Genomic DNA, 11,731 nt, shown 5'->3' on the forward strand with positions numbered 1-11,731 from the left:
CCTGCGGAACTTCCGCGGCCCCTGCACGTTCGCTCATTCAATTTCGAACATTGGAGGAGACGACATGCGTAGACATTTGATGCTATCCACCGCTGCCGTTGGGCTGATGCTGGCCTCGGGCCTGGCGTACGCGCAGGCCCCGTCAGAGCGGAAAGACGAACCGAAGCGAACCGAGCAGCCGGCCAAGGGTGCTGCGGAACATGGCCGGAAGGCCGCCGAGGAGCGGGCGCACGGAGCTCAAGAGCGAACCCACGAAGAACGCGCGCAAGGCGCAGCTCGCGAGGAGAAGGGCAGCGATCGCCACCAGGCAGCCGAAGAAAAGGGGCACCCCTCTGCGGCAGAGGAGCACAATCGCTCGAAGAGCGCAGAAGAGCACAATGGTTCGAAGGCGAATGCGAAGACACAAGAGTCCCGCGAATCCGCGCACGAGCGCAACCGCGAGGCCGAAGGCGCGAAGCAGGGCCATGAAAGCACGAAGAGCAGCGCGGAGACCAAGTCGGAGAAATCCGGAGCGCAGAAGTCGGCCGCTGAGACCGAGAAATCCGGGAACGGCACGGCCGCCCAGCAAAAGGAACACACCGGCGCGGCGGCTAACGAGAGCGACCACAATCAGAAGCAGCCCTCCCGCAGCACAGCGGAGAAGCAGCCGTCCACGCAAGGCAACCAGCCATCGACGGCGAACGAGACGAACCGGGCGCCTTCAACAAACAATGCCCAGAACGCGCCTGCGACCGGCGTGCAGAACAATCAGGCCAGCCGGACCAACAACATGCAGGCCGGGCAGCAATCCCGTGTGAACCCCGAGAAACAGGTGCGCATGTCGGAAACCTTCAGCCGCGCGCATCTGGCTGCGCCGGTCCGGGACCTGAACGTTCCGGTTCGGGTGGGCGAAGCGATTCCGCCGCGCGTTCACCTCTATCCGTTGCCGCCCGAGATCGTCTCGATCGAGCCTGAATATCGCGACTACGACTATTTCACCACTGATGATGACGTCGTCATCGTCGAGCCGGGCACGCATCGGATCGTCAGCGAGGTGCCTCGCGATCCCTCGCGGGCTCGCGCTGAACTGAGCGACGGCGCGATGGCGGCGGGCGGCGGAGCCATGGCAGCGGGCGGCAGCATGGCGGCAGCCGGCGGCGGCAATGTGAACTGCCGGATCATGCGGCGCGATGCCTCCGGCAATGTCGCGGAAGTCCAGCCTTCGACCGTGGGCTCGAGCGCCCGGCCGGAATCGCTGAGCGTAACCGTTCAGCTGCCCGGCGGCGGCTCGTCAGCGCCGATCGCGCTCGGCGCCCCCGCCGGCGACATCGTGGTGGCGACGCAGGGCCAGGGCGACTGCACTGTGACGCTCGAACCGCAGCAGCGATAAGCGCCGGATTACGGCGGGTCGCCAGATGCGCCGGGTCCATGTCCGTTGCCGTCCTCGGCAGCGGCGTGGCTCGGCGCATTCTTTGTTGTCGGCCACAAGCGAGAGCGGCGAACCATCGACGCGCATCGATGCGAAGCTGCTGGCCGTCGCGGCAAAAGGAAATGCCGCGGAGCATGGATCATTGCCCTCACGAAGACGGCGGGGGAGACGGTTGCCCGCCCTTCACCGCCTCGGTGGCCGGCCCTATAATGCCGGCCGGAACGAAGGGAAAAACATGATCCACGTCTGCTCGCTCGCCGCCCTCCCCGCAACCGTCGAGACATCTGGCGCGAGCCATATCCTCACCATCATGGCCAATGTCGACCAGGTGCAGCGGCCCGCCTCGGTCCTTGCCGCCAATCACCTGAAGGTGCAGGTGGACGACATCACCGAAGCGATCGAGGGCTTCGTCGCCCCGTCGGAAGTCCATGTCGAGCAGGTCTTGAATTTCGTGCGCGGCTGGGATCGCAGCGCGCCGCTGGTCGTGCATTGCTATGCCGGCATCAGCCGCTCGACGGCGAGCGCCTTTGCAGCGGCCTGCGCGCTCAATCCGCATCGCGACGAATTCGCGATCGCACGCCAGATCCGTGCCGCCTCGGCCATCGCCCAGCCCAACCGTCTGATTGTCAGCCTTGCCGACAAGGCCCTGGGGCGCGAGGGACGGATGCTGCGGGCGCTGGACGAAATGGGACCGGGAAGCCTGACCAGCGTCGGCCAGCCGTTCCGCATCGATCTGGAATGATATTTGGCCGCCTATTTCCGTCGGCTTGGGCTCTGATATTTCTTGCGATCAGGCCGCCCGCACCGAGTTCAGGAACTTGCCGACCTCGAGCTTGAGGCGGGTGGAATCGCCGGACAGCGACTTCGCCGCGGAGAGCACCTGCGATGACGCCGATCCGGTCTCGCTTGCGCCGCGCTGCACGTCGGCGATGTTGGAAGAGACTTCCATGGTCCCTTCGGCCGCGCGCTGCACGTTCCGCGAGATCTCCTGCGTGGCGGCGCCCTGCTCTTCCACCGCGGCGGCAATGGCGGAGGCGATCTCCGAAAGCTTTTCGATGGTGCCGCTGATTTCCCGGATCGCGCCAACCGACTCCTGCGTCGCCGTCTGGATACCGTTGATCTGCTGCCCGATCTCGCCGGTCGCTTTCGCGGTTTGCTCGGCGAGCGCTTTCACTTCGGACGCCACGACCGCAAATCCGCGGCCCGCTTCGCCGGCGCGCGCCGCTTCGATGGTGGCGTTCAGCGCCAGCAGGTTGGTCTGCCCGGCGATGGTGTTGATCAGTTCGACGACATCGCCGATGCGGCTTGCAGCCTTGGACAACTCGCTGACGCGACCGTTGGTCTGGCGCGCCTGCTCGACGGCCGCATTGGCCATGCGCGCGGATTCCTGCACCTGGCGACTGATCTCGTGAACCGATGACGACAGTTCTTCCGTTGCCGACGCCACCGACTGAACGTTGCTGGAAGCTTCTTCCGAAGCGCCCGCGACTTTTGTGGCAAGGGTCTCCGACCGCGTCGCGGTCGAGGTCAGGACACCGGCGGACTTCTCCAGTTCGGCGGAAGCGGAGGACACGGCCCCGATGATCTGCCCGACCGCGCCCTCGAAACTGTCGGCCATCCGGTGCATGTCGGCCTTCCGCCGTGCCATTTGCCGCTGCTCGGTCTCGGCCTGTTCGGCGCGCAGGCGGTTGGTTTCCACCATCGCCTCCTTGAACACTTCGACGGTTCGCGCCATCTCGCCGATCTCGTCGGATCTCTCGATATCGGCGACAGGCAGATTCAGTTCGCCCTTGCTCAGCCCGTCCATGCGCAGCTTCAGGCGGGAAAGCGGCTTGACCACGCTGCGCGCCACCAGCCACGCGATGGCGATCGAAGACAGCACGAGAACGGCAATGAGAATGCCGGCGGTCTGCACCATGTTCCAGAACGTGGCGTCAAGATCGGTCATGTATTCGGCCGACGAGATCATCAGGTGCCAAGGGCCGAAGCCGCGGACATACGCCACCTTGTCGAGCGGCGTTTTGCCGCCGCCGCGCGGGAACGCGTACCTGATCGTGCCCTCCGCGCCTCGCTATATCGAGCATCATCGAAGCGAACCGCATTCCGCCCGCGTCCTTCAGCTCGCGCACATCCTTGCCGATCAAGCCGGGGTTGCCGGTGTTCATGACGCAGAGCCCGGTCTCCGTGTCGTAGATGAAGACGTAGTTGGTGTGGCCTTCGAACCAGACAGCCCCGGCAGCAGTGAAGAAGCGGGTTTTCGCCTCCTCCTCGCTCATCGCACCGGTATCAGCCGCGCGTTTGAAGCTGTCCGCCATGCTCCAGACCGCATCAACGATGGCGTGGGCCCTCTCCGCTCGCTCGCTGGCAAGCTCGCTGCGGGCGATCAAGAGAACCGTCAGCGCGACGAACAGCATGAAGAGCGCGCCGGCAACGGCCATGGCGGTGAGCTTGGCCGCGATCGAATGTTGAGCAATGAACTTGAAGAGTCTTTTCACGACGATCCGCCCCCCGGGGTGTACCGCCGATCGTTGGTCACGGCACACGCGACGTGTTCTCAGCCGCTTTTCGGCACGGCGAACATAGCTATCGATTCGTAAATGAAGGGTTCAGCGCACGCTGCTCTGCGCGGCAAATTCAGGCACCACATCGAGACTCCTCGTCGCACGCAACGCATCGCGAACCGCGGCGGGCGGCGCATGCTTGTCAGAAGAGAAAACGCGCGACGTGCGTTCGGCGACGATCAATCGGTCGAGTGGCGCAGTTCCAGCGCGGGTTCCGATTTTGCCGGCGCGGGCTTTGGCGTCGCGCCGATCGGCTCGAGCTTGCTGCTCTCCACCGCCGGCGTTTCAACGCGCGCAGACACTTCCACTGAACCAGTGGTTTGCTCAGGCGCCCGTTCCCGGCGCGAACGCGGATGCGCCACCGCGCGCGCCATCAGCATCTGGGCTCCGCCCTGGTGGTGGAAATCGCAATAGGCGAAGCTCATGCCGGACACCGACCCGCGGAAGCTGCGGTCGTCCTGCTTGTCGAGATTGAAGCAGGGCTCGAATGGAATACCGCGGAGAGAAGCGCAGACGGCTTGTCCCTTGATTTGCAGCGTATTGCCGGGCAGCCGCACATGGCGGATCGGGCCCGAGCCGCTGAACTGCACCGAGCCGGCTGCGCCCATGTCGTCGAGGATCCGCCCTGCGCCACGAGTACCGTCAAAACAGGTGAAGGTGAACACCTTGCCGGAAACGAAGCGCTTGGCTTCCTCGGCATTCATCTGCCCGGCCATAGCCGGCAAGGTCGCCGTGACCGCCACCGCTGCTCCCAACACAAAACGCGCAAGCATGCTCCAACTCCGACTTAACCCGGCGGCAGGTATGCCCCTTTACCCGCTGCTTACCATACTAACTGTGGCGAACATTGGCGCAGTTTCGTTGGCAAAGTCTGAATGCTGTCAGGAAATTTTTACCACGATTCGACCCCGAACCTGACCGGCCAGGATCCTGCCGGCCGCCCCGATCACCTCATCGAGGCCGATTTCATGAGTAATTTCAGTAAGTTTTTCCGTTTCCAGGTCGCTGCCGAGACGCTTCCAGGCGACCTCCCTCAACTCCAGGGGGCACATCACGGAATCGATGCCCAACAGACACACTCCCCGCAAAATAAAGGGAGCGACCGAGGTCGGCAGGTCCATGCCGCCGGCGAGGCCACAAGCAGCAATGGCGCCCCGGTATTTTGTCATCGACAGGAGGTTCGCCAGTGTCGTCGAACCGACGCTATCCACCCCGCCCGCCCAGCGCTCCCTTGCGAGCGGCTTCGCGGGCCCCGAAAGCTCATTGCGCTCGATCACCTCGGCGGCGCCGAGGCCTTTGAGATAGCCGGCCTCCGCTGGCCGTCCCGTGGATGCAATGACGTGATAGCCGAGCTTTGCCAGGATCGCAGTCGCGACCGAGCCGACGCCGCCGGCAGCGCCGGTAACCACGACGGGACCACTCGCAGGTGTCAGGCCGTGCTGCTCCAGCGCGAGCACAGCCAGCATCGCGGTATAGCCGGCCGTGCCGATCGCCATTGCACTGCGCGCGGAGATATTATCGGGAAGGCGCACGAGCCAGTCGCCCTTAACCCGCGCCTTCTCGGCGTAGGCGCCGAGATGGGTTTCACCGAGTCCCCAGCCATTGCAGATCACGCGGTCGCCGGCCTTCCAGCGCGGATGGGAGGATTGTTCGACCGTGCCGGCAAAATCGATCCCGGCAATCATCGGAAAACGCCGCACTACCGGTGCACTGCCGGTGACGGCAAGACCGTCCTTGTAGTTCAGGGTCGACCATTCGACACGAACGGTGACGTCGCCTTCCATCAAATCGGCTTCGTCGAACTCGACAAGAGCCGCGGTCGTGCCCTTCTCTGCTTTGTCGATCCTGATCGCTCTAAACGTGGCCAACGCAACATCTCCCGGCGTCTGTTTTCTGAAGCGAGGCCAAGTCTAGCACTCGCGACATCGCAGGGCGAGGGACATATGACAACCGGCCGGCCAGGCGGGCAGCGATCAAGCACCGATCGGTGTACATGAAGGACGGCACTGCGGCCCGGCACACGTTTTCGCGGACAGCACGGACGCTCGTCGGAGTTCGACGTCGCAGTCTCTACCGCCGCGAGGAACTCTCCGACATTTCGGCCGAGCTCTTGGCGGCTTCGACGAGTTCCGCCGAAAGCTCCGCGGTTTGCGCGGGCGTGCCCCAGCTTGGCGCGTCGCTGCCATCGCCCCAGGCGCGGGGCCGATAGAAAGTATGGACGCCGTATCTGTACATCTTCTTCATTTCGCTGACCCAGGACGGGTGCACCCAATAGGCGTGGTAATGCGTCGACTTGCCGACCTCGGGCAGCCATATCTGGCCGTCGAGCATGGCCTTGGCGATCCGCTTGGCGCGATCCCACATGTCGGGTTCGCGCACGACATCGGCGACGTTGTCGCAGGCAAAAGTGAACTGGCAGGCAAAATGCCGATGCTTGTTCTGGTAGACCACGCCGCACACGCTTGTGGGATAGAAGCCGGAGAAGGCGCGATTCAAGACGACCTGCGCCACCGCGATCTGGCCACGAACCGCCTCGCCGCGCGACTCGAAGTAAACCGCTTCCGCCAGACATTTTTCCGACTTTGCGCGCGACTTCTCGTCCAGCAAACCAAGCCGTTCCGCCGGCGTCTTCTCCCGACGATCGTTCGAATTGACCTCGCCCTTCGGCGCAACGCTCTCACCGCTATCGGTCGCCGCCGAGACCTGGCCCGGGGTTGCAGGCAGAGAGGCCATCACTTTCATATCGGAATCGCCAGGCGCATCCGGCGTCACGACGACCGGTTCTTCGCCGGGCTGCCAGCGTTCGATCGTTTCGCTCGACGCGCCGAGCGACTGGCTGCCGAAATAAAGGCTGACGGTCTTCACCGAGAAGCCGTCCCCGGGCGGACTGATTTCGAACGCAGATCCCTCGGGGTCGGAAGAATTCTTCAAGTCCTGAAGCGGCTGCGCCTCCAGCGACAACGAGATATCGTATTGCGAAAGCGGCGGCGCGCTCATTGCTTCCGCCAGTTCCGGATCAAGCGGCGCGCGAGCGACCGGCGGCGATGCCGCTTCCGCGCTCTTGGCGCCGCGCACATTGGGACTAGAAGCGGCGGGATCATTCTTGGCCGGCACAGCATCGGCAGGCTCCGCCGCTTGCGGAGCGGGCGGCGTCACGACGAGGCGATCGCCTTTCAACGTTCGATCCACTCTCGGGAAATCGGAAGGTTGATAACGCGGCGGCGTCTGAAGCAGCTGATTACGTGGAATCGAACCGGTGATATCGGCGGCGGAATTGAAACCGATGCGCTGATAGGTCGGGGGGAGCGGCGCCGCAGTCCCGATCGGCCGGCTAAAGCTATAGGCCGCGACGTGGATGTGATCGAGTGCCGAGAAGATGTGGCTGTGCCATCGCTCGGCGACGCCCGGTTGTTGCGCCAGGCGCGATGCAATGTCCTGAAATCCGACTTGTGTCGGGGTCAATGCGAAACCGCAAAGACCGAGACCGAAGAACGCAAACTGTGCGCTCCTCGGCCGGCTACGCAACTGTGACATCTCTACACTCACGCAACGCAACGCTTACGCGATCGAACTCCAGTACCTCCGTGCAATTCGATCGTTTCGGGTAATAACTAATTTAGGTTGCGAGGGAGTTAATCGGCGTGTCGCAGACGACACAGGCAATCATTCGCCGGGTGAATGCCGATCACATCGAAGCCCTTGGTAAACAGTCGCTCCAGCGAAGTGGTAAACATCGCGTCAACGAAGAGAGTAAAGAAATTTCTCGGTTCGCGTGACGATGCGGCAACCACGTTCTGGTCTGCTCGGCCTGGTCAAAACGAAAATGCCCGGAACGGGTCCGGGCATTCTCAACCTAACGGGGCGGGATTGTTTACGCCTGGCTGGCGACTTCCTTCCCAAGCGCGGCTTGCGCAGCCGCGAGGCGTGCGATGGGAACGCGGTAGGGCGAGCACGAAACGTAGTCGAGCCCGACCTGATGGCAGAACGCAACAGAAGCGGGATCGCCGCCGTGCTCGCCGCAAATTCCGACCTTGAGCGAGGGACGCGTCTTGCGTCCGCGCGCGACGCCGATCTTCACCAGTTCGCCGACGCCTTCGCGGTCTACCGATATAAAGGGATCAATCTCCAGAATGCCCTTGGCGACATAAGCGCCGAGGAAACTCGCCGCATCATCACGGCTGATACCGTACGTCGTCTGCGTCAGGTCGTTGGTACCGAACGAGAAGAACTCGGCGGTCTTGGCGATATCGCCCGCCATCAAACAGGCGCGCGGCAATTCGATCATGGTACCAACCTGATACTCCAGCTTGGCGCCGGTCTCCTTCATCACCGCCTGCGCCGTCGCATCGATCCTTGCCTTGACCAGATCGAATTCGGCCTTGGTCGCAATCAGCGGCACCATGACCTCGACGCCCACGGTCTTGCCGGTGCGTTTGCCGGCTTCGACGGCGGCTTCGAAAATCGCCCGCGCCTGCATCTCGGCGATCTCGGGATAGACGATCGCAAGCCGGCAACCGCGGAATCCGAGCATCGGGTTGAATTCCGCAAGCTCCCGCGCGCGATCGGCAAGCCGGCGCGGATCGGTGTTCATCGCCCGCGCGACTTCCTCGATCTCGGCCTGCGTATGTGGCAGGAATTCGTGCAGCGGCGGATCGAGCAGCCGGATCGTCACCGGCAGCCCCTTCATGATCTCGAACAGCTCGACGAAATCCGCCCGCTGCATCGGCAGCAGTTTTGAAAGCGCGGCGCGGCGGGCCTGCTCGTCTTCGGAGAGGATCATTTCGCGCACGGTGCGGATGCGCGTCTCCTCGAAGAACATGTGCTCGGTGCGGCAGAGACCAATTCCTTCCGCGCCGAATTTGACCGCGGTGCGCGCATCGTCCGGGGTGTCACCATTGACGCGAACACCCAGCTTGCGCACGGCGTCGGCCCACCCCATCAAGGTGCCGAACTCGCCCGACAATTGCGGCTCGATCATCGGCATCCGTCCGGCCAGAACCTGCCCGAGCGATCCGTCGATCGTGATGACGTCGCCCGTCTTGAAGGTGCGTGAACCGATGCTCATGAGACCACGGCCGTAATCGACGCGGATGGCGCCGCAGCCCGAGACGCAGGGCTTGCCCATGCCGCGCGCCACCACAGCAGCATGCGAAGTCATGCCGCCGCGGGTGGTCAAGATGCCTTCGGCGGCGTGCATGCCGTGGATGTCTTCCGGCGAGGTCTCGATCCGGACCAGAATGACCTTGTGCCCGTCGGCCTGCAGTTTGGCGGCCTCATCCGAAGAAAACACGATCTCGCCGGATGCGGCGCCCGGCGAGGCCGGCAGTCCGGTCGCGATCACGTCGCGCTTCGCGTTCGGATCGATAGTCGGGTGCAGCAGTTGATCGAGCGAAGCAGGATCGATCCGCAACACAGCGTCCTTCTTCGAGATCAGGCCTTCGTTGGCGAGTTCAACCGCGATCTTGAGCGCGGCCCTCGCCGTGCGCTTGCCGCTGCGGGTCTGCAACATCCACAGCTTGCCCTGCTCGACGGTGAACTCCATGTCCTGCATGTCGCGGTAGTGCTTTTCGAGCAGTGTATAAATCCGCGTCAGTTCCTTGAAGGCCTCCGGCATCGCCTGTTCCATGGAGGTCTTGTCGGATCCGGACTCTTTCCTGGCGGCTTCGGTGATGTCCTGCGGCGTGCGAATGCCGGCCACCACGTCTTCACCCTGGGCATTGATCAGGAATTCGCCGTAGAGCTTGCTCTCGCCGGTCGAGGGATTGCGCGTGAACGCAACGCCAGTGGCAGACGTCTCACCCATATTACCGAACACCATCGCCTGTACGTTGACGGCGGTGCCCCAGGATTCCGGAATGTCGTGCAGCTTGCGATAGGTCACCGCGCGCGCATTCATCCAGGACGAAAACACCGCGCCGATGGCGCCCCAGAGCTGATCGTAGGGATCCTGCGGGAATTCCGAGCCGGTTTCGCGCGCGAGGGCTTCCTTGTACTGGCCGACGAGTTCGACCCAATCGTCACCGGTGAGATCGGTGTCAAGCGAATAACCCTGGCTATCCTTGTAGGTATCGAGAATGTCCTCGAAGTGGGCGTGCTCGAAGCCGAGCACCACATCCGAATACATGGTGATGAAGCGGCGGTAGCTGTCATAGGCAAAGCGGCGGTCGCCGGACAATTCCGCGAGCGCTTCCACCGTGACGTCGTTGAGGCCGAGGTTGAGCACCGTGTCCATCATGCCTGGCATCGAGGCGCGCGCACCGGAGCGCACAGACACCAGCAGCGGATTCTTGGAATCGCCGAAGGCCTTTCCGGTAAGCTTACCGACATAATCGAGCGCCTTCTCGACCTGCGCTTTCAGCTCTTTGGGATAGGTCTTCTCGTGTGCATAGAAATAGGTGCAGACGGAGGTCGGAATCGTGAAGCCGGGAGGCACCGGCAATCCGAGGTTGGCCATTTCAGCAAGGTTGGCACCCTTGCCGCCGAGCAGATCGCGCAGGCCCGCTTTGCCTTCGGCCTTGCCGTCTCCGAAAGTGTAGACCCATTTTCCCGACTTGGCCGGCGCTGCGGCCGCCTTGGCGGCGACCGGCTTTTTCACCGGCTTGGCCGGGCTCTTCTTTAGCGCCTTGCGGGCCGAGGCAGACGGCGCAGGCTTGGCCCGGGCCGACGCGGAAGACTTTGATTTCGCAGCAATTTTCTTCGTTTTCGCGACGGCTTTGGCCATGACAGCAATGATCCGCTGGAGTGAAAAGGATTGAGCGCCTTACACCACTTTGAGCGGCCCGGCGCAAGCCGCGGAACCGGGTCGGAGCCTAGTGGAATCCCCGAAACAGGCCGAGCCCAATCAGGCCGTTGAGAATCAGAAAGATCGCAACGATGAAATTGAGGAGGCGTGGCATGAGCAGAATGAGAACGCCCGCAATCACGGACATGATCGGCGAGATATGAGCGACGGTGAGCGTCATCGAAAGCAGTTCCTCTGATGGGTGAACGTCGAATCGAGGAGCGGCACCTTATCTCACCCCCCTCCCCATGTTCCACGACAGGAGACGCTTTGGCGCGCAAGGGGTTCCCCATTGTTCCAAAAATTCATGGGAAACAACGCTCTGCCTGAAAATTTTTTCTGGGGAACGATGCTGGCAACGATGAATTGGATCGCTTGCATGCCGGCCGCGTGCCGGAATGCGGTCTTCAAATGGCGAGGGAGCAGACCATGCGAAACCATCTTTTGGCCATTGCAGCAATTGCGGCCGCCATCGGCGCGCCTGCCGCAGCACAAGCCCAGAGCACCGTCGGCATCGCCGGGCCGGGTGCCGTCGTCGGCGGCGGCGCTGTTGGGATTGCGGTCAATCAACGGCCGGCGTTTCGCGAATATATCGTTCGTGAGCGGGTGCCCAACTACACCATTCCGGATCGCGTCGTGGTCGGCGCCGTCCTCCCGGAGAGCGGCGTCACCTTCTACGACGTGCCGCAATCATTCGGCGAAACGCCCTATCGTTACACCGTTGTGAACGGCGAGACGGTACTGGTCGAACCGCGCACGCGCCGCATCGTCCAGGTGATCGATTAAAACACTCGACGCATGTCCGGCCCGGCATCGTCGCCACCGGACATCAAGGCCCCGCCCGGCTCCCCCCGCCCGGGCGGGGCTCTTTTATGACCAGCGCTAAAGCGCCTTCTGAGCGACGATGCGATGGATGCGTTTGCCTGACGACGCGCTGACCATGTCCTCGTCGAGCAAGATCGTGGCCGCCCTCAATTCTGA

8 protein-coding genes and 1 pseudogene are annotated in these 11,731 nt (G+C 63.1%); 3 read left to right on the forward strand and 6 right to left on the reverse strand.

Annotated features, from left to right (window positions below; genetic code table 11):
- Nucleotides 1–64 precede the first annotated feature (64 nt).
- Together NEZ08_RS22860 and NEZ08_RS22865 are read left to right on the forward strand one after the other, a co-directional pair.
- Entirely contained in the window at nucleotides 65–1,369 is a 1,305-nt protein-coding gene (locus tag NEZ08_RS22860) for a DUF1236 domain-containing protein (protein WP_298112175.1), read from the forward strand.
- A gap of 274 nt (nucleotides 1,370–1,643) precedes the next feature.
- Complete coding sequence (locus NEZ08_RS22865) at nucleotides 1,644–2,150, forward strand: protein tyrosine phosphatase (RefSeq protein ID WP_298112178.1); 507 nt, start codon at nucleotides 1,644–1,646, stop codon at nucleotides 2,148–2,150.
- A gap of 48 nt (nucleotides 2,151–2,198) precedes the next feature.
- Here the strand turns inward: NEZ08_RS22865 and NEZ08_RS22870 are convergent.
- The 6 genes and pseudogenes from NEZ08_RS22870 to NEZ08_RS22895 form a co-directional block, all read right to left on the reverse strand.
- Nucleotides 2,199–3,846 (reverse strand): annotated as a pseudogene (locus NEZ08_RS22870) (methyl-accepting chemotaxis protein).
- 302 nt (nucleotides 3,847–4,148) lie between these two features.
- Entirely contained in the window at nucleotides 4,149–4,742 is a 594-nt protein-coding gene (locus NEZ08_RS22875) for a hypothetical protein (protein WP_298112180.1), read from the reverse strand.
- A 108-nt stretch (nucleotides 4,743–4,850) separates the two neighbouring features.
- Nucleotides 4,851–5,837: an MDR family oxidoreductase gene (locus NEZ08_RS22880; protein ID WP_298112182.1), complete on the reverse strand. Its 987-nt coding sequence runs from the start codon at nucleotides 5,835–5,837 to the stop codon at nucleotides 4,851–4,853.
- 202 nt (nucleotides 5,838–6,039) lie between these two features.
- A complete protein-coding gene (locus tag NEZ08_RS22885) occupies nucleotides 6,040–7,503 on the reverse strand; it encodes a cell wall hydrolase (RefSeq protein ID WP_298112185.1) in 1,464 nt (487 codons plus the stop codon).
- A gap of 337 nt (nucleotides 7,504–7,840) precedes the next feature.
- Nucleotides 7,841–10,690 (reverse strand): pyruvate, phosphate dikinase, encoded by a 2,850-nt coding sequence (ppdK, locus tag NEZ08_RS22890; protein ID WP_298112188.1) that lies wholly within the window; start codon nucleotides 10,688–10,690, stop codon nucleotides 7,841–7,843.
- Between the two features lie 88 nt (nucleotides 10,691–10,778).
- On the reverse strand, nucleotides 10,779–10,931 hold the full coding sequence (locus NEZ08_RS22895; RefSeq protein ID WP_298112190.1) for a DUF3096 domain-containing protein: 153 nt from the start codon (nucleotides 10,929–10,931) through the stop codon (nucleotides 10,779–10,781).
- A gap of 248 nt (nucleotides 10,932–11,179) precedes the next feature.
- On the opposite strand from NEZ08_RS22895, the gene NEZ08_RS22900 reads away from it, so the two are divergent.
- Complete coding sequence (locus NEZ08_RS22900; RefSeq protein ID WP_298112193.1) at nucleotides 11,180–11,536, forward strand: DUF1236 domain-containing protein; 357 nt, start codon at nucleotides 11,180–11,182, stop codon at nucleotides 11,534–11,536.
- Nucleotides 11,537–11,731: the final 195 nt, after the last annotated feature.

This window comes from Bradyrhizobium sp. (genome assembly GCF_027451485.1).
Taxonomy (GTDB): Bacteria; Pseudomonadota; Alphaproteobacteria; order Rhizobiales; family Xanthobacteraceae; genus Bradyrhizobium.

Coding starts and splice junctions, on each gene's coding strand:
- NEZ08_RS22860 (WP_298112175.1), top strand. CDS start 65: ATGCGTAGACATTTGATGCTATCCACCGCTGCCGTTGGGCTGATGCTG.
- NEZ08_RS22885 (WP_298112185.1), bottom strand. CDS start 7,503: ATGTCACAGTTGCGTAGCCGGCCGAGGAGCGCACAGTTTGCGTTCTTC.
- NEZ08_RS22875 (WP_298112180.1), bottom strand. CDS start 4,742: ATGCTTGCGCGTTTTGTGTTGGGAGCAGCGGTGGCGGTCACGGCGACC.
- NEZ08_RS22865 (WP_298112178.1), top strand. CDS start 1,644: ATGATCCACGTCTGCTCGCTCGCCGCCCTCCCCGCAACCGTCGAGACA.
- ppdK (WP_298112188.1), bottom strand. CDS start 10,690: ATGGCCAAAGCCGTCGCGAAAACGAAGAAAATTGCTGCGAAATCAAAG.
- NEZ08_RS22900 (WP_298112193.1), top strand. CDS start 11,180: ATGCGAAACCATCTTTTGGCCATTGCAGCAATTGCGGCCGCCATCGGC.
- NEZ08_RS22895 (WP_298112190.1), bottom strand. CDS start 10,931: ATGACGCTCACCGTCGCTCATATCTCGCCGATCATGTCCGTGATTGCG.